This is a genomic window from Sphingorhabdus sp. 109 (assembly GCF_902506555.1).
GTDB lineage: Bacteria > Pseudomonadota > Alphaproteobacteria > Sphingomonadales > Sphingomonadaceae > Parasphingorhabdus.
Genome location: NZ_LR732707.1, coordinates 1,570,529 through 1,593,099, shown reverse-complemented (window position 1 = coordinate 1,593,099; position 22,571 = coordinate 1,570,529). Strand labels below are relative to the sequence as shown.

The window sequence follows — 22,571 nt, the reverse complement described above, 5'->3', positions numbered from 1 at the left end:
GAAGGCGCGGGGCATGATGACAATGATCGAGGTGAAGGAATAGGCTGATGGCGGCACGGGTAGAAAAAATCTTCACATCTCTGGATATCGGCTCGTCGAAAATTTCGGCGATGATAGCCGGGCGGACGGACAATGGCGAACTGACCGTATTGGGCACCGGTCATCACGCCAGCAAAGGCGTGAAACGCGGTTATATCGCCGATACCGAGACCACCGAAACCGACGTCAGGGCGGCGGTGGAACAGGCCGAGCGCATTGCCGGCACCAATATTGACGATGTCTGGGTCAGCTTCTCGGCCGGCGGGCTGCAGAGCATGCTGACCTCGGTCGAGACCGAACTGGGCGGTCACCGGATCGAGCAGGATGATATCGATCTGCTGCTTGATGCCGGTCGCAACAGCATCGATCCCAAGGGCAAGATGGTGCTGCACGCACAGCCTGCGCTCTATACGCTCGACGGGCTGAACGGCGTCAAGAAACCGAAAGGTCTGCACGCTGATCGCCTTGGCGTGGATATCCATGTCATCCTCGCCGAAGCCTCGCCGGTTCGCAATATCGAGATGAGCGTGCGTGGCGCGCATCTCAATGTCAGATCGATTGTTGCCTCGCCGATTGCGGTTGGCAACGCCTGTCTTTCGACCGAGGAACGCGAACTGGGGGTGGCGCTGGTCGAAATGGGGGCGGAGGTGACCAATGTCTCGCTGTTCGCCGGCGGCATGCTGGTCGGCCTGACGACATTGCCTTATGGTGCGGCCGATATAACCGATGATATTGCCTCGTCTTTCGGCCTGCGGCGCGCGCAGGCGGAGCGGATCAAATGTTTCTACGGCTCGGCCACCACCAGCCCGCGCGACAATCATGACGTGATCAATCAGGGACTCGACGACAATGGTGAGGCGGGTGACGAAGACGGCCGGATCACCCGGGCCCAGCTGATCGCGGTGATCCGCCAGCGGCTCGATCATCTGATCGGTGAAATCGGTCGCTCCCTCAAGGAACTGGGATTCACCGGCCCGGTTGGTCGTCAGGTCGTGCTGACCGGCGGTGGTGCCGAACTCAAGGGTATTGCCGACTATGCCCAGTCGGCGCTGGGCCGCACGGTGCGCATCGGTCGCCCGTCGGGGCTGAGCGCGCTGCCTGAAGCGCATAGCGGTCCCGCATTTGCCGGTCTGGCCGGGCTTGCGCTCTATGCGTCGCAGGAGCCGGTTGACTTGCGTTACATGGCGAGAAGCCACCAGAATGTTCATAAATATGGCGGATCAGCAGTAATCGGACGGCTGATGTCGGCTATTCGCGGAAATTTTTAGTAATTTGACAAAAAAAATTTACTTTTCGGGTGATTCCTGCGGGAAATTTGTGCAAAGCGTTAAACAAATATTACAGCACGATAAAATGTCTCGGGAGACAGTGAGATGAGTATCAATATTGGCCCACCAGAAGTCGAAGAACTGAAGCCGAAAATTGCGGTTATCGGTGTCGGCGGTGCCGGGGGCAATGCGATTGCCAACATGATTGCTGCACAGGTCGAAGGCGTTGATTTCATCGTCAGCAACACCGATGCACAATCGCTGAACAGTTCTACCGCCGAACGGCGGATCCAGCTTGGTCCTGATATTACCCAGGGCCTGGGTGCCGGATCGCGTCCCGAGGTCGGTCGCGCAGCCGCCGAAGAAACGATCGATCTGGTCGAGCAGGCGCTGGAAGGCACGCATATGTGTTTCATCGCTGCCGGCATGGGCGGCGGCACCGGTACCGGCGCCGCTCCGGTGATTGCCAAGGCGGCCCGTGACCGCGGCATCCTGACCGTCGGCGTGGTGACCAAGCCCTTCACTTTCGAGGGCACGCGCCGGATGAAGGCTGCCGAAGCGGGTATCGAAGAGTTGCAGAAGAATGTCGACACGCTGATCGTCATTCCGAACCAGAATCTGTTCCTTGTTGCCAATCCGAATACCACTTTCAAGGAAGCCTTTCTGCTCGCTGACGAAGTGCTGCAGCAGGGCGTTCGCGGCATTACCGACCTGATGGTCATGCCGGGCCTGATCAACCTCGACTTTGCCGATGTGCGCAGCGTGATGCACGAAATGGGGCAGGCGATGATGGGCACCGGCGAAGCGGAAGGCGACGGACGTGCGCTGGAAGCCGCGGAGAAAGCCATTGCCAATCCCTTGCTCGACGGCGTGTCGATGCAGGGCGCCAAGGGCGTTATCGTTTCGATCACCGGCGGCGAGGACATGCGCCTGATGGAGGTCGACGAAGCTGCCAATCATATTCGCGAACTGGTCGACCCGGACGCCAATATCATCTGGGGTAGCGCGTTTAACCCGAATCTCGACGGGCGTATCCGCGTATCCGTCGTTGCCACCGGCATCGACAATGACGGCGTTCGCTCCTCTTCGTCGCCATCGACATCTTTTGCCATGGGCAGCCCGGCTGCGAAGACGGAAGATACGTCTGCGCCGTCCAGCTTTGCTTCGTCCATAGCCAGCGACGATGACGTCGAAGAAGCCGCGCAGGAAGCGGAAATCGCCTCGGCACCGGTTCCCGATCAGGAGCCGGAACCGGAAGTCGAAACGGCAGCGGAACCGGAGGCTTCGCCCGCGCCGGTCGCAACCTACGGTGACGACGATGATCTCAGCGTCACGCCATCCTTTGCTTCGTTGACGCCTGGGATTGCCTCGAAAAGCGCAGCGCCGGAAGAGGATGAACTGATTCTGGGCGATGATGCCATCCAGCCGGCCGACGAAGACGCCGCACCGGCAGCACGCCAGGCACCACCTGCGCCGCGCGTGGCGACCAGTGGCGGGACGCTGTTCGAGCGGATGTCCAATCTGACCCGTGGCGGATCAAAAGGCGATGACGCCGATGATGGCGAGGATGACAAGTCCCGTGATCCGCTCGACATCCCGCGCTTTCTGAACCGGCAGAACAACCAGTAGATTCCGGTTCTCGCCAGACTGTCTGATCGAATGATGGGGCATCGCGAGGGAGTTTGTCTTTCGCGTGCCACCATTGGCCTTGCCGGAAGGCAGGAACGATTGATTTCATGCGCAATCGTTCCTTTATATATCTTGTGAATCAGAAATTGAAAATTTTACTGGCCGTATCGGCCGCTCTGGCAAGCGCGGCCGTGCCGCAGCTGCCCGTTTTTGCCCAATCCAGCGCCCAGTCGAACAGCGACAACCTGCAGGATGCGCTGCGCCGGATTGCGATCAATTCCAATGATTCCTCGGCGCTGGCCGATGCCGGGCTGGCCGCTCTCGAACTCGGCGATATGCGCGCGGCGATCGGCTTCCTGGCCAAGGCAGACCAAATATACTCAACCAGCGGCCGCGTCAAAGTGGGCCTTGGCCGGGCGTTGCTGGCGGAGGAAAATCCGTTTGGTGCAATCCGCTATTTTGATCAGGCGGTCGCCAATGGCATCCCGCCGCGGGAAATCGCCGCCGATCGCGGTCTTGCCTATGACCTGATCGGCCGTAATCGCGAAGCCCAGCAAGATTATGAACTGGCCATGCGCTACGGCAGCAGTGATGAACTGGTTGGCCGCTATGCGGTGTCGCTGGGGATTAGCGGTGATGTCGACCGGGCCGATGCGCAGCTCAATCCGTTGCTGCAGAAAAGCGACCGCGATGCCTGGCGCAACCGGGCCTTCATCTACGCAATGAACGGCAAGAAAAAAGAAGCAGAAGATATCGTCGAACAGACTATGGAACGGCGCATGGCAAAGGCCATCAAACCCTTTTTTGATCGCATGTCCAAACTGACGGCAGCGCAAAAGGCGGCCGCGGTCCATTTCGGCCATTTCCCGGCGAGCGAGAATATCGGAGTCGATGTCGCGGCGGTGCAGCTGGCGTCCAGTCAGCTTGCCGAAAATGCCGGCGCTGCCGATGCAGGCCTGATCCCGGTTGGCGAGGCACTCGGCACCGATGTCAAGCGCCCGCGCGTGCTGGCCATGCCCGACAAGTCGCCCCGCCGTCGCCCCGGTGCAGCGGAGCGCAGAGCTTCGGAGCGTGAAACGAAACGCGCCGCGAAGAAAAAAGAATCCCGGTCAGCGACCCTGATAGCGGCGGCGACACCGGCCCCTGCCAGTGCAGCCCGTTCGCAGACTTTTGCGAGCAGCGATCCGGCCCCTGAGCCCTTGCCTGTAAAGCCGGATCCGGTCGAGACCGTGAAACCCGAACCGGTGCAGGCCGCTGAAATCAAGACGGAAACTCAGTCTTCTACTCCCGGCTTTGCTACCACGCTTGGCGTCAGCCAGCCGCCGGTGCTGGTGTCACAAACCGTCGAACGCAAGGTTGAAATCGCTGGTCGACAACCGGCCCCTGCCACCATTCAGCCGCCAGAAGACAGTCCTCCCGCCGGACAAAATCAGGCTGGCGGACCGATTAATCTGGTCAATTTCGATCTGGCACAACAGCGGTCCACACCGGTTGAAACAGCATCGGCCGCCCCGGCATCGCGACCCCTTGCAGACATAATCAGCGGCATCGACATACCCGATCGCGAGACCAGAACCTCGGTTGTTCCCGTCGATCTCGATGAAATCGAGCCCGCCAAGCCGCAGCCTAAGATTGTCGCCAAGCCGGTAGAGAAAACACCGGCCAAACCGAAAGAACCGGAGCATCCGAAACGCTATTGGGTGCAGATTGCTACGGGGTCAAATCTCGATGCGCTGAAATTCGACTTCCGGCGGATGACGAAAAAACAGCCCGAACTGTTCAAGGACAGGAAGGCCTGGACGTCGCCCTGGGGTCGCACCCGCCGGCTGGTGGTCGGACCCTTTGCCGATTTCAAGGCGGCCAAGGCCTTTGAAGCGGATTACCGCAAGGATGGCGGCGACGGCTTTGCCTGGGCGAGTGCCGATGGCGTCGAGGTTAACGAGCTGACCAAATGATCCAGTGGAAACGCTATGCCAGCGACCCCGCGTACAGCCGGGGCCGTTTGCACGATGAAAAACGCGAAGTGACACGCGGTCCGCGCGATGATTTCCAGCGCGATCGCGACCGGATCATTCACAGTATTTCCTTCCGCCGCCTGCGCCACAAGACCCAGGTCTTTGTCGCGCCGGACGGCGACCATTATCGTGTCCGTCTAACCCATAGTCTGGAAGTCGCGCAGATCGGCCGGACCATGGCGCGGGCGCTGGGGTTGAACGAGGATCTTACCGAAGCGCTCTGCCTAGCCCATGACATCGGCCACCCTCCTTTCGGCCATGCCGGCGAAGATGCGCTGGAGGAAGCTTTAGCGGATTTTGGCGGTTTCGACCATAATGCGCAAACCATCCGGACATTGATCAGGCTGGAAACACCTTATCCCCGCTGGGACGGTCTCAATCTGACATGGGAAATGCTCGAGGGCCTCGCCAAACATAATGGCCCGGTCGCCGAACCGACCTGGGCGCTGGCCGAGGCCAATGCTGCAATGGATCTCGATCTCGACAGCTGGCCGTCGCTGGAGGCGCAGATTGCCGCGATTGCCGACGATATCGCTTATGACAATCATGATATTGATGACGGGATGCGAGCCGGCCTGCTGACGCTCGACCAGCTGCTGGAACTGCCCTTTATTGCGGAGCGCTGGCAGGCCCTTTGCAACCGTTTTCCCGACGTTTCTCAGGAACGGTTATTGCCGGAACTGATCCGCGACCAGATCGGCTTGATGGCCAATGATGTGCTGGAAACAACGCAGGCGCGGATCGACCGGCTCGGTATCAAGACGCCCGAGGATGTCCGGCAGGCGGGGCAGATGATCGGCGGTTTTTCCGACGCGATGGCGGACAAGGAACGCCGGCTGAAACGCTTCATGTATGAAAATCTCTATCATCACCCGAAGCAGATGGCGGCGGCGGAAGAAGGAAAGATGATGGTCGGCGATCTGGTCCAAGCCTATCGTGAACAACCGAAACTGATGCCGCAAAGCTGGGCCGCGGCGCTGCCGGAGGTAGAACCGGACCGAATCCGCCATATCGCCGATTTTCTCGCCGGCATGACCGATCGCTATGCCCGCAACCGGCACGCCGAGATTTTCGGCGAGCGGCCCGGTACGGGTTGATTTGTCCGCCTGACGAAGGCCGGGGCCAAGCCAATCGGTTGAGCCGCCCAAAAATGGGTTTGGATAGCTGCCTTGGCTGCTATGACACCATATCAACGGACAATATGCGGAGACCCTGTCCATGGCTGAAAAAATCCTCATTGTCGGTGCTACCGGCCTGATCGGCGGACTGCTGACTCGCAAGCTGGTCGGGCAGGGGAGGGACAAGAGTCTCCATCTGCTGCTCCGGCGGCCCTATCGCGAGGATGTGGGCAAAGCGAAAATCCATGTCCAGCTGCAGGAAAACTGGCCAGCGACGATCGCAACGATCAAAGCCGATATTGTGATATCCTGCCTCGGTTCAACAATGAAAAAGGCCGGGTCGAAGGAAGAATTTGCCGCAGTCGATCGCGAACTGGTTGGCGCTGTGGCAGCAGCGGCCAAGGCGGCCGGGGCACGTCAATTCATTGCCATATCCTCTACCATGGCGGACAGCAGCGCTTCCAGTTTCTATCTGAAAACCAAAGGAGAAGCCGAAGACCTGATGCGCGCGCAGAAATTCGAACGGCTCGACATCATCCGCCCCGGCCTGCTGCGCGGAGAACGTAAGAATGACAACCGCCTGGGCGAAAGCCTCGCTATCGCCGCCAGTCCGGTGATGGATATGCTGCTCCACGGCAAACTCCGCCGCTACCGCTCGATTCTGGCGAGCGATGTCGCCGACGCGATCATCGTGCTGATGGCGGAAAATGGGCCGGGGCTGTTCGTGCACGAAAATGACGCGATCTGGAAAATGGTTTAGCCAGGGCTGAAAATACTGCAGCGCACAACAGAATCATTGACTCCCTGCGGCTGGTCATCCACTCTTCAATCTGCTTTTTGATCGAAACCTCCGGGCGACGGTCATGAGATATTGCGGGAGAGCGTTTTGCTGTCTCACTGGACAGAAAAGCCGCCGAAGGAGCAACCGCCCCGGAAACTCTCAGGCCCCTGGACCGCGATAATCTCTCGGGCACTCTGGAAAGAGGGCGGATGGTCCCAACGACCGGCGCTCCACCGAAGGGGTAAATCCTTTTCGCGATCGCGATGGCGGACCTGTCCGTCGAAGCCTTGGCGAAGGAGGATGAAACTCTCAGGTTCCGTGACAGAGGGGGCAGTTTTGCAGGGCTTTGCTGCGGGCTGTCTTTTGTTTGAGCGGAAATATCATGAGTGAAAATACCCAAAATCTGAAGCAATTGCCACTTGACGACTGGCATCGTGGCCATGGTGCGCGGATGGTGCCCTTCGCCGGCTATGAAATGCCGGTGCAATATGAAGGCGTCATGGCCGAACATATCTGGACCCGGACCGAAGCGGGGCTGTTCGACGTGTCGCACATGGGCCAGCTACAGCTGACGGGCGAGGGCGCTGCCGACGCGCTGGAGCGGATCACGCCGGGCAATCTCTCGGCGCTGGCGCCGGGCAAGATCCGTTACACATTGCTGCTCGCGCCGGGTGGCGGGATATTGGACGATCTGATGGTCACCAACACCGGCCATAATCTCTATCTGGTGGTCAATGGCGCGACCAAACATGGTGATATTGCCTATTTGCGCGAACAATTGCCGGACAGTCTGACACTCAGCCATCTCGAAGACGCTGCCTTATTGGCGTTGCAGGGGCCCAAGGCCGAAGATGCGCTGGCGAAACTGGGTATCGATCCGTTCGAGCCAGACTGGCCGCTGCCAACCGATCTCTATTTCATGGAAGCCGGGCCATTTCTCTGGAACGGCATCCCGCTGGGGATCAGCCGATCGGGCTATACCGGCGAAGACGGCTTTGAAATCAGCGTGCCGGCAGAACATGCGGTGACGCTGGCCACGGCCCTGACCGAGCTGGAGGAGGTCCGCCCGATCGGGCTGGGTGCGCGCGACAGTCTTCGTCTCGAAGCTGGACTGCCGCTTTACGGTCATGACATGAATGCCGATATATTGCCGGTCGAGGCCAGTCTGAACTTCGCTTTGTCAAAGGCGCGGCGGGAAGAGGGGGATTTTGCCGGTGCCGAACGCGTGCTCGCGCAATATCCGGACAAGGCGGCGATGAAACGCATTGGTCTGTTCGTTGATGGCCGCCAGCCGGTCCGCGAAGGCGCCACGGTCGTAAACGACGCGGGAGAGACCATCGGTAAGGTTACCAGTGGCGGATTCTCCCCGACGCTGCAGCGTCCGATTGCCATGGCCTATGTGCCGATGGAGCTGTCCGCGACCGGTACCGCCATTACCGTCGAACAGCGGGGCAAGAAAATCGCCTGCACCGTCGCCGACATGCCCTTTGTACCGCATAATTATCACCGCAAAACCAAGCCATAATATTATCAGAAAAGGACAAGACGATGAGCCGATATTTTACCGATGAACATGAATGGGTCGACGTCGAAGGCGACACGGCGACCGTCGGTATCACCGACTATGCACAGGAACAGCTGGGCGACATCGTGTTTGTCGAAGTACCGGAAGTCGGCAGCGAACTGGCACAGGGCGATGATGCCGCCGTGGTTGAATCGGTAAAAGCCGCATCCGACGTCTATGCGGCGGTTTCCGGCGAAGTGGTCGAAGTCAACGAAGCGCTGGAAGACGAGCCCGGCCTGGTCAATTCGTCAGCCGAAGAAGACGGCTGGTTTTTCCGGCTGACACTGTCGGACAAGGACGAGCTCAGCGACCTGATGGACGAAAAGGCCTATAAGGCGTTCGTCGATAATCTGTAGTGATTTCCCCCTCCTCTTCGAGGAGGGGATCGAGGGGTGGTGGCGATGATTCAGCATCGCTCCCGATGCCGATTGGCGGCACGAAACCACTCCAACCCCTCCTTTGAAAAGGAGGAGCCAAAGTGAAGGAAGACCCTATGCGTTATCTCCCGCTGACTCCCGACGACCGGCAGTCGATGCTGTCCAAGATCGGCGCGCAATCGATCGATGATCTGTTTGTCGACGTGCCGGAAGAGGCCCGGCTGGATGGTCCGATCGAGGGCCTGCCGATGCACGCCGGCGAGATGGCGGTGGAAGCGCATATGAAGGCGCTGGCCCGCAAGAACCATGCGGCTGGTGACATGCCCTTCTTCCTCGGGGCGGGAGCCTATCGCCACCATGTCCCGGCCAGCGTCGACCATATCATCCAGCGCGGGGAGTTTCTGACCGCCTACACGCCCTATCAGCCGGAGATCGCGCAGGGCACGCTGCAGACCCTGTTCGAATTCCAGACCCAGGTCGCGCGCCTGTTCGGCGTCGACGTCGCCAATGCCTCGATGTACGACGGCTCGACCGCTTGCTGGGAAGCGATTGTGATGGCCCGCCGGATTACCAAGCGTGGCAAGGCAATCCTGTCGTCTGGCCTGCATCCGCATTATGTTTCAGTGGCCAAAACCATGGCCCGTTTTACCAAGGACGATCTGTCCTACCAGGCGCCGACGCTTGACGCAGCCACGGATGGTCAATCCATGCTTGACCAGATCGATGACCAGACCAGCTGCGTTGTCGTGCAATATCCCGATATATTGGGCCGCATCGGCGATCTCTCCGCCATCGCGGAAAAAGCGCACAAACACAAAGCGCTGCTGATCGCCGTGGTCACCGAACCGGTGGCTCTCGGCGCGATCAAGTCACCCGGCGAAATGGATGCCGATATTGTGGTCGGCGAAGGCCAGTCTCTCGGCGTCGGCCTGCAATTCGGCGGTCCTTATGTCGGCCTGTTCGGCTGCAAGCAGAAATATGTCCGGCAGATGCCCGGCCGGCTGTGCGGCGAGACCGTCGATGCCGAAGGCAAACGCGGCTTCGTGCTGACGCTCTCCACCCGCGAGCAGCATATCCGTCGCGAGAAAGCGACGTCCAATATCTGCACCAACAGCGGCCTGTGCGCCTTGGCTTTCTCGGCGCACATGACCTTGCTCGGCGAGAAAGGGCTGCGCGAACTGGCCATGCTCAACCATAAAAAGGCGGTGCAGGCAGCGGACCGGCTGTCGCAGATCGATGGCGTGAAGCTGTTGAATGACAGTTTTTTCAACGAATTCACGCTGGTTCTTGATGCCGATTCTCGGCCGTTGGTGCGTAAGCTTGCCGACCAGAGAATATTGGCCGGCGTGTCTCTCGGACGCCTTTATCCGGAGGTCACGCCACTCGCGCACGGATTGCTTGTCGCGGTGACCGAAACATCGACCGAGGAAGAGCTCGAGCAATTCGCGACCGCTCTGGAAGGAGCGCTGTCATGAGCATGCTATCCGAAGGCCGTCCGACCAGACAGGAAGACAATCTGCAGATGACCGACACTGGCTCCATCACCACCCACACCGGCAACCGCGCGCTGATGGTCGACGAACCGCTGATTTTCGAAATCGGTTCGCCGGATCGCAGCGGCGTTGACTTGCCCGAGGCGCCGCCAGTCGAAAGCCGCCTCGGCGGTCTCGAACGCGAGGCCCCGATGGCCATTCCCGGCCTGTCGGAAGGCGAAACAATCCGCCACTATACAAGACTCAGCCGCCAGAATTACGCGATCGACGTCGGTCTGTTCCCGCTCGGCAGCTGCACCATGAAGCATAATCCGCGGCTCAACGAAAAAATGGCGCGGCTCAAGGGCTTTGCCGATATCCATCCGCTGCAGCCGGTGGACAGCGTGCAGGGGGCATTGGGCGTGATCAACGAATTGGCCGTCTGGCTGATCAAGCTCACCGGCATGTACGGGGTGGCGATGACGCCGAAAGCGGGCGCGCATGGCGAGCTTTGCGGCATACTCTGCATCCGGGCGGGGCTGGAAGCGCGCGGTGATGCCCGCGAAGTGATCCTGGTGCCGGAAAGCGCCCATGGCACCAATCCGGCGACCGCCGCTTTTGCCGGCTACAAGGTCGAGGATATTCCGGCCAACGCTGCGGGCCGGGTCGATCTGGAGGCGCTCAAGGCGCGTCTGGGTCCCGACGTGGCGGGCGTGATGATCACCAACCCCAATACCTGCGGCCTGTTCGAACCGGATATGAAGGCGATTTCCGACGCGGTTCATGAAGCCGGCGGCTATGTCTATTGCGACGGCGCGAATTTCAACGCGATCGTCGGCAAGGTCCGTCCGGGGGATCTCGGCATCGACGCGATGCACATCAATCTGCACAAGACCTTCTCCACCCCGCATGGCGGTGGCGGTCCCGGTTCCGGTCCGGTAGTATTGTCCGAAGCGCTGGCGCCATATGGCCCGCTGCCCTTTACCGAGCGCCATGCGGACGGCCATATCACCCTGGTCGAGGAAGAGACGGTCGAGGACCGGCATCCGCACACGTTCGGCCGCATGAGTGCCTTCCACGGCCAGATGGGCATGTTCACCCGCGCGCTGGCCTATATCCTCAGCCATGGCGCTGACGGTCTCAAACAGGTGGCGGAAGATGCGGTGCTCAATGCCAATTATATCCTGCGCAGCCTCGAGGACGTGCTCGAGGCACCCTTTGCGCATAGCGGCCCCTGCATGCACGAGGCTTTGTTCTCGGACAAGGGCTTCACCAACGAGCTGACGACGCTCGATCTGGCCAAGGGCATGATCGACGAGGGCTATCATCCGATGACCATGTATTTCCCGCTGGTCGTGCACGGCGCCATGCTGGTCGAGCCGACCGAAACCGAGAGCAAGGCGGCGATCGACCAGTTTATAGGCGCTTTCCGCTCGGTGGCCGAGCGGGCCAAGGCGGGCGACGAGAGGCTGAAAAGCGCGCCGCATTTTGCTCCGCGCCGTCGGCTGGACGAAACGCAAGCTGCGCGCAAACCGATATTGGTGTGGACGGAAGACGAGGATTTTGCTCAAGCTGCGGAGTGAGGGGGCGCAAGTCTGACATATTCGCATAACATCATCCTCCCTGCGGCGCAGCCGTGGGGAGGGGGACCATCCGCAGGATGGTGGAGGTGCCCCTCCGTCAGCCGTACCGGCTGCCACCTCCCCATCGCTTCGCGACAGGGAGGAAAATAGCATGATCCACCGTCTGACCAATCTCTTCGCCCTGTGGACAGTTTTGGGGACAGCCTGGGCATGGTTTGTGCCGGAGCATTTCCTCTGGGTCGTGGATGGCCGCTTTCGCCCGCTTGGCCAGCCGTTGGTCAGCGTGATGCTGGGGTTGGTCATGCTCGGCATGGGTCTGACCCTGTCCTTCGATGATTTCAGGCGGATTGCCAAAATCCCGCGCTGTGTGACCACCGGCGTGGTCCTGCAATTTACCGTGATGCCGCTGGCCGGGATTTTCACCGCCGCAATATTCGGCCTCGAGACCGGTCTTGCCGTGGGCCTGATTCTGGTCGCCTGCTGTCCGGGCGGCACGGCGTCCAATGTCGTCGCCTATCTTGCCAATGCCAATCTCGCTCTGTCGGTGAGCATGACCATGGCGTCGACCCTGATCGCGGTGATCGCGACACCCGTGCTGACCGGATGGCTAGCCGGCAAATATGTTGAAATCGACCAGTGGAGCCTGTTCATCAACATGGTTTCGATCGTATTGCTGCCGGTGATCGCGGGCGTGCTGTTCAACCGCTATCTACCCAAGGCGACGGAGAAGATCGCCGTGGTCTCGCCGCTAGCCTCGGTCATCGTCGTCGTGCTGATCGTCGGCGGGATAATCGCCAACAACAAGACGCTGATAGAGGGGCATTTCGGGGTGCTGATGCTGGCGATCCTGCTGCTCCACGTCTTTGGCTTCGGGCTGGGCTATCTGATCACCAGGGCGATTGGGCTCGGCGTGGCGGAGCGCCGGACGATCAGCATCGAGGTCGGCATGCAGAACAGCGGTCTTGGCTCCAGCCTTGCCTCGACGCCCAGCTTCGCCGCGCAATTTTCCAGCCCGATGCAGGCGGCCCTGGCGCCGGTCCCGGCCGCGATATCCGCGGTCTATCACGTGGTCATCGGCAGTTTCCTCGCCGCGATCTGGCGGCGCCAATCAATAGAAGCGGAGGACAGATCATGACTGATTCAAAACCCTGGATAGTCGCGGAGTCGACTCCGGACGAACAGAAGCACGCACCTGCAACGCTGCGCAACCGCGATGCGATCGTTGCGGTCCTGCGCGATATTCTGCCCGAGCGGGGCCTTATACTGGAGATTGCCAGCGGCACTGGCGAACATGCGGTCTATTTCGGTCGGGCGTTTCCCGGGCTGACATTCCAGCCGAGCGATCCTGATCCGGCCTGTTGCCAATCCATCACCGCCTGGACGGAGCGGGAAGGGAGCAGCAATATCTTGCCGCCGCTGCAACTCGATGCCCAGGCTCCGCAGTGGGACGTGCAGAATGTGGCAGCCATCCTGTGCATCAATATGGTTCATATCAGCCCGTGGGAATCGAGCATCGGCCTGTTTGACAAAGCTGGCAAGCTGCTCGCGCCGGGTGCGCCGTTCTATCTCTACGGCCCCTATTTGCGCGATGATATCGAAACCGCACCGGGCAATCTGGCCTTCGAACGCAGCCTCAAGAGCCGCAATTTGCGCTGGGGCCTGCGCGATGTCGCCGATATGGACGCGCTGGCGGCGCGCAACGGCTTCACCCGCGAAAGTCTGGTCGAGATGCCAGCTAATAATATATCTTTGGTGTACAGGAAGCAGGGTTAAGCCCCTCCTTTTCACAGGAGGGGTTGGGGGCTCTCCTTCAGAAAACAAGTTCTCCTTTCTCAATCACAACAGGCTCCGTCGCAATTCGGTTGCGCGAACGATGCTGTTACATCGCCACCACCCCAACCCGTTCCCTGAAAAGGAGGGGCTTGTCGCCGTTCTCCTTGCCATGGCTTAATCGCACGATTAACAAAGATGCAAAGCAACAAGGAGCGGGTGTTAGGGGACTAGAGGTTCTGGAGTGCCGGGATAACGCGACATAAGATGGGATATCGTGGGACGGATCGCAGTTTTCAGGGGCACTCGCGTTACCTCAATCCAAAATTGGCGTTCAACTCTGTTGNTCGTTCTCTCGATAAATGCAGTGCCTGAGATCCGCGAACTGTTCGCCGATTTTGATATTGAGGAGGTGTCGCTAAACTACCGTGTGAGCGGGAAGGTAACACCGGCGAAGGAGTTGATCATATCGAACTAGAACCGCGCAACTTTTTGCGCTACGAGTATCAAAATGACGATTTCCAGTGCTCTAGAACCTCTTGTCCCTAACTCTAAAAGCTTTTGTCCCGCTACAGCGGGTAAATGACTGAGACACGACGCTGCATGGGCTCTTCCATCGCCCATTGGGCCGCGCAGACACCAGATAATATCGCGATTGACGATCCGGACGGCCAGGTCAGCTATGCCGAACTCGACAAGCGGGTCACCGAATATGCGCAGGCATTTATCGGTGCGGGCCTTTCCAAGGGGGACCGCATCTGCTGGCTGGGCAAGAATAGCGGTCTCTATTTCACCCTGTTCGCCGCCGCCTGTCGCGCCGGCATGGTGATTGCGCCGATCGGCTGGCGTCTCGCGGCACCGGAAGTTGCCTATGTATTGAAGGACACGGGTGCGCCGCTGCTGATCTGCGAACCGGAATTTGCCGCAACCGCCAAAACGGCCGCGCAAGAAGCACCCGGCATCAAGGCCATCCTATGCACCAAACCCGGCACCGACCTGCCGAATCTTGCCGATTTTGTCGCCAGTACAGCGCCCGGTGATTTGCCCCGGTGCGATCCGGCGGAAGGTGTGCTCCAGCTTTACACTTCCGGTACGACCGGCAATCCCAAGGGTGCGGTCCTGACCAGTGACAATCTGTTCAAGCTGCGGCCGCTGGTCGAGGATCATCCCGACCATGCATGGATTGATCTGAAGCCGGGCGACAGCACGCTCGCGGTTATGCCCTGCGCGCATATCGCCGGTTCGGGTATCGGACCGATCGCCTTTTACAATGGCGCGACAATGATGGTCATACCCGAATTCCATCCGGACCATGTGCTCGACTGTATTGACAAGGGGCTGAACCAGTTTTTCCTCGTGCCGACCGCTTTGCAGATGCTGGTCAACTGGCCGCGCGCGAAAGATACGGATTTCTCTTCCGTCCGCAGCATCACCTATGGCGCCGCGCCGATCCCGCTGGAACTGCTGCGCCAATGTATCCAGACCATGCCGCAGGCTTTGTTCTGCCAGCAATATGGCATGACCGAAACCACCGGCACGATTTGCATTTTGCCGCCGGCGGATCACGATCCCAATGGCAATGAAAGGATGCGCGGTATCGGCATCCCCCTGCCGAGCGTCGAAATGAAGATTGTCGACGAAAATCGCCAAGAAGTTCCGCCGGGCACGATCGGCGAAATCGCCACCCGATCGGGTCTCAACATGCTGCATTATTTCAACAATCCCGAGAAAACGGCGGAGACGATCGACGAAGATGGCTGGCTCTACACCGGCGATGCGGCGATGATGGACGAGGATGGTTATTTCTGCATCAAGGACCGGGTCAAGGACATGATCATCTCCGGCGGCGAGAATGTCTATCCGGCAGAAGTCGAGAATGCGATCTTCGGCCATCCGCAGGTCAATGAAGTCGCGGTGATCGGCATTCCCGACGCCAAATGGGGCGAAGCGGTAAAAGCCGTGGTTTCGCCAAAACCCGATGCCGGCGAGGTCGACACCGACAGCATCATCGCCTGGGCGCGGGAACGGATTGCCGGGTTCAAGGTGCCGAAAACGGTCGACGTGATCCCGGAACTGCCGAGAAATGCTTCGGGCAAAATCCTGCGCCGTGAATTGCGCGCGCCTTACTGGGAAGGCAAGGATCGCGGGGTAAATTAGGGGGTGCCTGAAAACCGGGCTACCCTCTGTTATTAACCGGCGTGCGGTCGCGGTTGATCGACGCCATGGCTTAAATCTACTGGAGACACTCGAGCGCCGTCTGCAATGACCGGCGTGAAGTACATTATGACAGACAAAGAAAAAATCATTGAAAAGATCAATCGGGGAGCTCCCGGTTTTATCCGTCTGCTGGGCGGAAAAATGGTGGATTTCGACACAGAGAAGCGCGCCTGTACGTTCGAATTCGATATCGGAAAAGACTATTGCCATTCGGTCGACATCGTCCAGGGCGGCTTCGTCACTGCCATGCTGGATGCTGCCATGAGCCACGCGATGTTTTTGCACGAGCCCGAGGTTGTTGGCCTTTCTTCGCTGGAAATAAAAACCACATATCTGGAACCGACCCGGGCGGGCAAGCTGCGGGTGGAAGGCTGGTCGATCAAGGAGGGCTATAAAATTGTCTTCATGGAAGGCCATGTCTATAATGCGGATAATATCCTGACGGCGACCGCCAGCACGGTGAGCAAATTGTCGCGGGCACCTGCCGCATAGCCCGTCGACCGCCTGGACAGCGGCTGCCCGGCAATCCGGTTGCTGGTGGACAGGCCGCAACCTTTCACAGGTTCTGGAGTCCGCTGCTTGCTCCCATTTTGCGCCTAGCCACCGGCGTGAAATGCCGATAGCGTGAATTTTCAGGATAGAGGTTAGTGAGACGGGGATGCGAGTGACGCCATGCCGAATGAATTGATGACATCGCTTTCTTACATCAGTACCGCGCGTGCGGGGCTCACCGAGGAGGACTTTCGGGATATCCTGAGCGAGGCCAATGATCGGAATGACAGGCTCGGGCTTACTGGCCTGTTGGCCTTCAACGGCTTGAATTTCATGCAGGTGCTGGAAGGTCCCCGACGCAATGTCCACCAGTGTATCGGGATGATTGAAGCAGACCGCCGCCACGACGGGATGGTCATATATGATCGCCGCGAGATCCGGCGGCGTGAATTTCCGGATTGGCAGATGGTCGGTGTCATGGTCGACCAGACAGGGCAGAACAGCAAAGCGGATCTCGATGCAATACTTGCGGGCGAAGCGGTGCTCCCGCAAACCCGAAAGCATTTCGAGAGTTTCCACTCCTTCGGTAAGCCGGCGGCGAATTAGATCCTAGCTCTTTGCCTGAGCCGCTTTCCAAGCGCCCATCGAGCCAAGATAGATATCGAGCTTTTGAAATCCCCGACTGGCCAGCCAGCCCGCGGCCACGGTTGCGCGCATGCCGCTGGCGCACATCAACGTATAAGCGCGAGCCTTGTCCAGTTCCTGCCATCTTTCATTGAGTTCACCGGCATAGATATGCTGCGAGCCGTCAATTGACGCTTCACTCCGTTCATCCGCATCGCGCACGTCGAGCAGGGTCCAGTCGGCGCGTCTCTCGTCCAGCCGCTTCCTGACTTCCTCCGTCGCGATCATCGGGATTTGCTCCATGCTCTGGCCTGCCGCCGCCGCAGGAACGACGCCGCTATAGCCGCCAAGGATATTATCGAGCGCGATCCGCACGAGATGTTCTGTCGCGCTGGCCAGCTGGCCCTCGTCGGAACCGATCAGCAATATGCTGTCCTTCTCGCCGACGAACCAGCCGGCGAAAGCCGGTATCATGCCGACCGGCAGGTTCATCGACCCGGGGAAATGACCCGAGGCATAAGCCATCGGATCGCGCACATCGATCCAGTGGGTCGCGGAGCAGTCGTCGAGTTCGGACAGGCTCAGGTTTCTGGGCTTCAGCACTCGTGGTGCCGGCTCTCCGCCTTCCAGATTGAGCCGTTCCATCAGCCGGAAATAGGGTGGCTGATAGTGGTTTTCGCTGATCTTGACCTCGATAAACGCGTCGCGGTCTGCGATTTGTAGCCGGGGATTGTTCTTGCGTTCATGGCCGACCGTGGAAAATTCCCGTTCCGCCATGCCCGATCCGCAGACCGATCCGGCGCCATGGGCCGGATAGATGATCGCTTGATCACCGAGCGCCAGAATTTTTTCCAGGGAATCGAACAGCAGCCCGGCAACTTCCCGTTTGCGGTCCGGATAGAAATCGGTGCGGCCGACATCCCCCACGAACAGCGCGTCTCCGGTGAACACCCCGACCGCGCCGTCGCGATATTCGCTGTCATAAAGCGCAAAGGCGAGATGATCGTCGGTATGGCCCGGTGTTTCGATAACCTCGATCACCAGTTGCCCGATCTCGAACCGATCGCCTTCACGGGCGGTCTTCGCATAAACAACGTTACCCGCCGCATTGGGGCCGTGGAAGACCCTGGCCCCGGTCATACTCGCCAGTATCGGCGCGCCGGAGACCAGATCCTCGTTGCGATGGGTCTCGAAGATATGGGTGATTTCAAGGCCTTCGGCCCGCGCGGTCTCGAGATAGATATCGCAGTCCCGTCGCGGATCGATCACGGCGGCCTTGCCGCCGGAGCCGACCAGATAGGAAAGATGGGAGAGACCTGGTGTCTTGATTTTCCTGAGCAGCATATTTCCTCCTCATGTTGACCAGATTACGCACGAACCCGGCTCGGGTTCCGCTCGATTACGGTCGATAGCCATGGCTTCGCTACGGGATTGCCGGTTCCGCTCTTCGATCAGAACCAGAACCGCAGCCCGACCACATAGCTGGTGACCTCCGGATCCTCACCGGCCAGTCGGGCAAAGTCTCGACTGCCACCCAGTTTCCATTCCTGCTCGACCCCGACATAGGGCGCGAATTCCGGCACAATCTCGTAACGGAGCCGGAGACCAAGCTCGATATTGTCGATACCGGAACCGATTCCCAGTAGGGGAATCTCCTGAGCCGAGAGATTTATTTCTGCGCGCGGTTGCAGGATCAGGCGCTGGCTGATCCGCTGGTCATATTCCGCCTCGATCCGCGCGGTAAGGTCGCCCTTGTCGGAGAGGAAGGCGGCGGCATCGACCTCGAACATATAGGGCATCAGGCCCTGGACGCCGATCACCGCGTGGCTGCGGTCGGGCCCTGTCAGGTCCTGCCGGACACCGGCCTGCAGATCGAAAAAGGGCGCGATGGCGCGGCTGTATAAAGCCTGCACTTCGGCGCTTTCCAGCGGTTCGCCAAAACTGCCTTCGCCTTCGCTCTTGAACCAGAATTTGTCGAGGTCGCCGCCATAATAGCCCTGGATATCCCAGAGATACCCGTCGTCACCTGCGCGTGCGCGATATTCCAGCCGGTCGCCCTGGAACCAGAATATCTGCATGTCGCCATGCTCTTCGTAGAGCGCCTCGCGGGACGGATGCATCGCATCGGCGCCCCAGATAGCATCCGCCGCATTGGGCGGGCCGGTCAGGCTGTTAGGCGGGGAGGCCGGCTTGCCATGCCCCATCGCGCCATGGTCTATCATTGAATGATCCACTTCGGGTCCGGTTTCCGGGGCAGCGGGCATCTGGTGGCCCCCATGATCCATCTGGCTGTGATCCTGCGCCAGCGCCGGCGTGGCCGCTATGAGGGCCGCCAGGCTTGCTGCAAACAACCGCATCACGAGGCTCCTTCCGGAAAGGCGACACTGACCGTCTGCATCATCCCGGCGTGCATATGGTAGAGCAGATGGCAGTGGAAGGCCCAGTCGCCCGGTTCGTCGGTGGTTACGTCGAACGTCGCGCTGCTGCCCGGCTGGACAATCACCGTATGCTTTTTCGGCTGGTGATGGCCCTGGCCGTTGACCAGTTCGAAAAACATCCCGTGCAGGTGGATCGGATGCGCCATCATCGTGTCGTTGACCAGCTTCACCCGAACCCGCTCGTCAAAGCCGAAGCGGATCGGATCATCGCCGACCGCGCTGAACTTCCTGCCGTCGAAGCTCCACATATAGCGTTCCATATTGCCGGTGAGATGCAATTCCATCTCGCGGTCCGGCGCGCGCTTGTGATGATCCATCGCGAGCGACTTTAGCAGGCGATAGTTGAGCACGCGGTGCGGCACAGCGTCGAGGCCGAGGCCGGGATAGCCGGTGCGGTCCTGCGGGTTCATTGCTACCATGTCGATGCCGGGGCCGGTCTTGACCGTATCGGGCAGCAGCGCCGTGTCCCGCATATCCATGCCGCCGCTCATATCCATGGCTGCCATGTCATGGCCACTATGCGCGTCGGCAGGCGCGGCATCCGGCATTGCATGACCCATGGCCGCATGATCCATCTTGCTGTGATCCATTGGTGCATCGTCGCTGCCACCATCATGAGCCATTCCTCCATGACCCATATCGACCATCGACAGCAAAGGCGGATCGCGCAGGGCAGGGAAGGCGGCCTTGCATCCTGGCTGGGAGGTCAGCACCGCCTGCGCCATGCCGCTCCGGTCCATGCTCTCGGCGGCAATCGCAAAAGCACCGGCTGCGCTCGGCGTGACAATCACATCATAAGTCTCGGCCACACCAATCTGCAGCTCGTCGACTTCGACCGGCTGTACATTCTGGCCATCCGCCTGCACGATGGTCATCGGCAGCCCCGGCAGACGCATGTTGAAGAAGGTCATCGCGCTGCCATTGATGATCCGCAGCCGCACCCGTTCGCCGGGACTATAGGCAAGCTCCAGCCCGTCGTCCGGCCCGTGACCGTTGATCAGATAGCTATAAGTCGGCGCAGAAACATCGGCGATATCGGTCGGCATCATCCGCATCCGCCCCCACATCCGCCGCTCTTCCGCGCTCAGCGGATAGTCGTCTGTGGCGCTGGTCTTCTGCATGCTGAAATAGCCCTCGCCGACCTTCAGCTTCTTCATGATGGCATGCGGGTGCATCGGCGTGAATTCGCTCAGCAGGATGATATGCTCGCGGTCATATTGCATCGGATCGGGGCCGGCGGGATCGATGATGATCGGGCCATAATGACCGACCTGTTCCTGCAGCCCGCTATGGCTGTGCCACCAGTAGGTGCCCGACTGGCGCGGGGTCAGCGGCACATCAAAGCGCGCACCGGGCCTGATCCCCGGAAAGCTGATCCCCGGCACGCCGTCAAACTGGAATGGCAGCAGCAGGCCATGCCAGTGCACCGAACTGTCGACATCGAGCATATTGTGCACCGACAGGATCGTCTGCTCGCCCTCCTTCAGCCGGATCAGCGGCCCCGGCACCGTGCCGTTGACTGCAATCGCATGGCCGGACCGGCTGCCGGTGGCAAAGCGGCCATCGGCAATATGCAGATCGATCTTCGCACCGGAAAGCTCATGAATACCCTTGCGCACCGGGCCGCCCATCTGGCCCATGGACCAGGCGGGCATGGGCAGGGCTACGGCACTACTCAAGGCGGCCAGAGAGCCGATCATCCGGCGGCGGGAAAGGAGAAGATTGCTTTTTGTCATGCTCGAAACTATATACCCCCCATAGGTATATTACAAGCGTCGATGCCGCGGCTTGATGCCGGGCAGGGTCGGCCCGCGCGACGAGCAAGGTGACAGGTTGCCCGGAACGCCCCTTCGGCTCGTGCGTCATTGTAACAACCGCTTATGCAGGAAGGAAAGGAACGCGCCGACGATGTCAAAATATGCAAGATTTATCGTGATGATCGCCACCTCGACGCTGGTGATGTTCGGCCTGATGTATCTCAACACCTACGCGCTCGACCATGTCCAGTTCAGTGAAACGCGGACCTGGATGGCGCTCTATATGGGCGGGGCCATGGCCATCGTCATGCTGCTGTTCATGCTCGGCATGTATGACGACAGACGGAAGAACGCACTGATCCTCGGCGGGGCTGCCCTGCTGTTCGCCGGCTCGCTCTATCTGGTCCGTTCGCAGGACACGATCTCCGACCTGGCCTGGCAGAAAGCCATGATCCCGCATCACAGCATCGCCATATTGACCAGCGAGCGCGCCCATATCGAGGACAGGCGCGTGCGCGATCTGGCCGATACTATCATCAGGGCCCAGCGGCGCGAGATCAGGGAGATGCAGTGGTTGATCGAGGATATCCGGACCAACGGCAAGGCCATGACCGAAACCGAGGCCGCCGCGCGGCCGGTGCCGGATTTTGAGGGTGAACTATGAGCAAGGCCGGAACCGCAAAACTCTACCGCATGGTGATGGACCAGCATCTCTGTCCCTATGGGCTGAAATCGAAATATCTGCTGGAGCGCGAAGGCTTCGCGGTCGAGGACTATCCTCTGACCACCCGTGCGGAGACCGATGCGTTCAAGGCCGAACATGATGTTGAGACAACACCGCAGACCTTCATCAATGGCGAGCGGGTTGGCGGCTATGACGAATTGCGGGTGTATCTCGGCAAGGACAAGCCGAAGGACGAGCGCAGCGACACCAGCTACCAGCCGGTCATCGCCCTGTTCACGATGACCGTCCTGATGGCGCTCGGCGCCGCCTTTGTCGCCACCGGTGCCTGGTTCTCGATATTGACCGCGGAATGGTTCGTCGCGTTTTCGATGTGCGGTCTCGCCTATCTGAAGCTACGCGATATCGAGAGTTTCTCGACCATGTTCCTGAACTATGACCTGCTCGCCAAGCGCTGGGTCCGCTATTCCTATCTCTACCCGTTCGGCGAGGGGCTGGCCGGTGTGCTGATGATTGCCGGCGTCGCGCTATGGCTGGCGATCCCGGTCGCCTTGTTCATCGGTACAATTGGCGCGATGTCGGCCTTCTACGCCGTCTATATCCAGAAGCGCGAGCTGAAATGCGCCTGCGTCGGCGGCGACAGCAATGTGCCGCTCGGCTTCATCTCGCTGACCGAAAATATTTTCATGATCGGCATGGCGCTATGGATGAGTTACAAGCTGTTCGCTGCGTGATAAGGACGGAA

Annotated in this window: 19 protein-coding genes and 1 riboswitch; of the genes, 16 read left to right on the top strand and 3 right to left on the bottom strand. The window is 59.8% G+C overall.

Translation table 11 applies throughout. The annotated features are described in order from the left end of the window. Positions 1 to 47: 47 nt before the first annotated feature. The 14 genes from ftsA (at position 48) to BOSE62_RS07485 (ending at position 16,931) form a co-directional block, all read left to right on the top strand. Positions 48 to 1,307, top strand: coding sequence for a cell division protein FtsA (ftsA, locus tag BOSE62_RS07550; RefSeq protein ID WP_159643862.1), 1,260 nt, complete (start codon positions 48 to 50; stop codon positions 1,305 to 1,307). Positions 1,308 to 1,412: 105 nt separating this feature from the next. Continuing rightward, positions 1,413 to 2,936, top strand: coding sequence for a cell division protein FtsZ (ftsZ, locus tag BOSE62_RS07545; RefSeq protein WP_159643860.1), 1,524 nt, complete (start codon positions 1,413 to 1,415; stop codon positions 2,934 to 2,936). A 146-nt stretch (positions 2,937 to 3,082) separates the two neighbouring features. Then, positions 3,083 to 4,891 (top strand): SPOR domain-containing protein, encoded by a 1,809-nt coding sequence (locus BOSE62_RS07540; protein ID WP_159643858.1) that lies wholly within the window; start codon positions 3,083 to 3,085, stop codon positions 4,889 to 4,891. Next, positions 4,888 to 6,048: a deoxyguanosinetriphosphate triphosphohydrolase gene (locus BOSE62_RS07535; RefSeq protein ID WP_159643856.1), complete on the top strand. Its 1,161-nt coding sequence runs from the start codon at positions 4,888 to 4,890 to the stop codon at positions 6,046 to 6,048. The genes BOSE62_RS07540 and BOSE62_RS07535 overlap by 4 nt, the downstream gene beginning before the upstream one ends. A 121-nt stretch (positions 6,049 to 6,169) precedes the next feature. Beyond that, entirely contained in the window at positions 6,170 to 6,829 is a 660-nt protein-coding gene (locus tag BOSE62_RS07530; protein ID WP_159643854.1) for an NAD(P)H-binding protein, read from the top strand. Between the two features lie 104 nt (positions 6,830 to 6,933). Further along, a riboswitch (glycine riboswitch) is annotated at positions 6,934 to 7,035 on the top strand. Between the two features lie 197 nt (positions 7,036 to 7,232). After that, a complete protein-coding gene (gcvT, locus tag BOSE62_RS07525; RefSeq protein ID WP_159643852.1) occupies positions 7,233 to 8,375 on the top strand; it encodes a glycine cleavage system aminomethyltransferase GcvT in 1,143 nt (380 codons plus the stop codon). Positions 8,376 to 8,398: 23 nt separating this feature from the next. Beyond that, complete coding sequence (gcvH, locus tag BOSE62_RS07520; protein WP_159643850.1) at positions 8,399 to 8,770, top strand: glycine cleavage system protein GcvH; 372 nt, start codon at positions 8,399 to 8,401, stop codon at positions 8,768 to 8,770. A 137-nt stretch (positions 8,771 to 8,907) separates the two neighbouring features. After that, positions 8,908 to 10,266, top strand: a complete 1,359-nt coding sequence (gene gcvPA / locus BOSE62_RS07515; RefSeq protein WP_159643848.1) for an aminomethyl-transferring glycine dehydrogenase subunit GcvPA — start codon at positions 8,908 to 8,910, stop codon at positions 10,264 to 10,266. Beyond that, positions 10,263 to 11,846: an aminomethyl-transferring glycine dehydrogenase subunit GcvPB gene (gcvPB, locus tag BOSE62_RS07510; protein WP_159643846.1), complete on the top strand. Its 1,584-nt coding sequence runs from the start codon at positions 10,263 to 10,265 to the stop codon at positions 11,844 to 11,846. The genes gcvPA and gcvPB overlap by 4 nt, the downstream gene beginning before the upstream one ends. 151 nt (positions 11,847 to 11,997) lie before the next feature. Then, positions 11,998 to 12,981, top strand: coding sequence for a bile acid:sodium symporter family protein (locus tag BOSE62_RS07505; protein WP_159643844.1), 984 nt, complete (start codon positions 11,998 to 12,000; stop codon positions 12,979 to 12,981). Then, entirely contained in the window at positions 12,978 to 13,619 is a 642-nt protein-coding gene (locus BOSE62_RS07500) for a DUF938 domain-containing protein (protein WP_159643842.1), read from the top strand. Before BOSE62_RS07505 ends, BOSE62_RS07500 begins: the two co-directional genes overlap by 4 nt. Positions 13,620 to 14,198: 579 nt before the next feature. Then, positions 14,199 to 15,773 carry a long-chain-fatty-acid--CoA ligase gene (locus BOSE62_RS07495; protein ID WP_159643840.1) on the top strand — a complete coding sequence of 525 codons (1,575 nt, stop codon included), beginning with the start codon at positions 14,199 to 14,201 and terminating at the stop codon, positions 15,771 to 15,773. Between the two features lie 126 nt (positions 15,774 to 15,899). Continuing rightward, positions 15,900 to 16,325, top strand: coding sequence for a PaaI family thioesterase (locus tag BOSE62_RS07490; RefSeq protein ID WP_159643838.1), 426 nt, complete (start codon positions 15,900 to 15,902; stop codon positions 16,323 to 16,325). Between the two features lie 180 nt (positions 16,326 to 16,505). Beyond that, positions 16,506 to 16,931 (top strand): BLUF domain-containing protein, encoded by a 426-nt coding sequence (locus BOSE62_RS07485; RefSeq protein WP_159643836.1) that lies wholly within the window; start codon positions 16,506 to 16,508, stop codon positions 16,929 to 16,931. A 3-nt stretch (positions 16,932 to 16,934) separates the two neighbouring features. On the opposite strand, the gene BOSE62_RS07480 is transcribed toward BOSE62_RS07485, so the two are convergent. The 3 genes from BOSE62_RS07480 to BOSE62_RS07470 all read right to left on the bottom strand — a co-directional run bounded on the left by BOSE62_RS07480 (position 16,935) and on the right by BOSE62_RS07470 (position 21,123). After that, positions 16,935 to 18,293, bottom strand: a complete 1,359-nt coding sequence (locus tag BOSE62_RS07480) for an MBL fold metallo-hydrolase (protein ID WP_159643834.1) — start codon at positions 18,291 to 18,293, stop codon at positions 16,935 to 16,937. Positions 18,294 to 18,400: 107 nt separating this feature from the next. Beyond that, entirely contained in the window at positions 18,401 to 19,306 is a 906-nt protein-coding gene (locus BOSE62_RS07475; protein WP_159643832.1) for a copper resistance protein B, read from the bottom strand. Beyond that, a complete protein-coding gene (locus BOSE62_RS07470; RefSeq protein ID WP_159643830.1) occupies positions 19,306 to 21,123 on the bottom strand; it encodes a copper resistance system multicopper oxidase in 1,818 nt (605 codons plus the stop codon). Before BOSE62_RS07470 ends, BOSE62_RS07475 begins: the two co-directional genes overlap by 1 nt. Positions 21,124 to 21,295: 172 nt before the next feature. Here BOSE62_RS07470 and BOSE62_RS07465 point away from each other — a divergent pair, with 172 nt between their 5' ends. Both BOSE62_RS07465 and BOSE62_RS07460 read left to right on the top strand, forming a co-directional pair. Beyond that, positions 21,296 to 21,808 (top strand): DUF305 domain-containing protein, encoded by a 513-nt coding sequence (locus BOSE62_RS07465; protein WP_159643828.1) that lies wholly within the window; start codon positions 21,296 to 21,298, stop codon positions 21,806 to 21,808. Then, the gene (locus BOSE62_RS07460; RefSeq protein WP_159643826.1) at positions 21,805 to 22,560 is read left to right on the top strand and encodes a MauE/DoxX family redox-associated membrane protein; all 756 of its coding nucleotides are present in this window, start codon (positions 21,805 to 21,807) and stop codon (positions 22,558 to 22,560) included. Before BOSE62_RS07465 ends, BOSE62_RS07460 begins: the two co-directional genes overlap by 4 nt. The last annotated feature ends 11 nt before the right edge of the window (positions 22,561 to 22,571 follow it).

Bases quoted from the DNA above. Each gene is read 5' to 3' on its own strand.
- ftsA (WP_159643862.1), top strand. From the start codon at position 48: ATGGCGGCACGGGTAGAAAAAATCTTCACATCTCTGGATATCGGCTCG.
- ftsZ (WP_159643860.1), top strand. From the start codon at position 1,413: ATGAGTATCAATATTGGCCCACCAGAAGTCGAAGAACTGAAGCCGAAA.
- BOSE62_RS07535 (WP_159643856.1), top strand. From the start codon at position 4,888: ATGATCCAGTGGAAACGCTATGCCAGCGACCCCGCGTACAGCCGGGGC.
- BOSE62_RS07530 (WP_159643854.1), top strand. From the start codon at position 6,170: ATGGCTGAAAAAATCCTCATTGTCGGTGCTACCGGCCTGATCGGCGGA.
- gcvT (WP_159643852.1), top strand. From the start codon at position 7,233: ATGAGTGAAAATACCCAAAATCTGAAGCAATTGCCACTTGACGACTGG.
- gcvH (WP_159643850.1), top strand. From the start codon at position 8,399: ATGAGCCGATATTTTACCGATGAACATGAATGGGTCGACGTCGAAGGC.
- gcvPA (WP_159643848.1), top strand. From the start codon at position 8,908: ATGCGTTATCTCCCGCTGACTCCCGACGACCGGCAGTCGATGCTGTCC.
- gcvPB (WP_159643846.1), top strand. From the start codon at position 10,263: ATGAGCATGCTATCCGAAGGCCGTCCGACCAGACAGGAAGACAATCTG.
- BOSE62_RS07505 (WP_159643844.1), top strand. From the start codon at position 11,998: ATGATCCACCGTCTGACCAATCTCTTCGCCCTGTGGACAGTTTTGGGG.
- BOSE62_RS07500 (WP_159643842.1), top strand. From the start codon at position 12,978: ATGACTGATTCAAAACCCTGGATAGTCGCGGAGTCGACTCCGGACGAA.
- BOSE62_RS07495 (WP_159643840.1), top strand. From the start codon at position 14,199: ATGACTGAGACACGACGCTGCATGGGCTCTTCCATCGCCCATTGGGCC.
- BOSE62_RS07490 (WP_159643838.1), top strand. From the start codon at position 15,900: ATGACAGACAAAGAAAAAATCATTGAAAAGATCAATCGGGGAGCTCCC.
- BOSE62_RS07485 (WP_159643836.1), top strand. From the start codon at position 16,506: ATGCCGAATGAATTGATGACATCGCTTTCTTACATCAGTACCGCGCGT.
- BOSE62_RS07480 (WP_159643834.1), bottom strand. From the start codon at position 18,293: ATGCTGCTCAGGAAAATCAAGACACCAGGTCTCTCCCATCTTTCCTAT.
- BOSE62_RS07475 (WP_159643832.1), bottom strand. From the start codon at position 19,306: ATGCGGTTGTTTGCAGCAAGCCTGGCGGCCCTCATAGCGGCCACGCCG.
- BOSE62_RS07470 (WP_159643830.1), bottom strand. From the start codon at position 21,123: ATGACAAAAAGCAATCTTCTCCTTTCCCGCCGCCGGATGATCGGCTCT.
- BOSE62_RS07465 (WP_159643828.1), top strand. From the start codon at position 21,296: ATGTCAAAATATGCAAGATTTATCGTGATGATCGCCACCTCGACGCTG.
- BOSE62_RS07460 (WP_159643826.1), top strand. From the start codon at position 21,805: ATGAGCAAGGCCGGAACCGCAAAACTCTACCGCATGGTGATGGACCAG.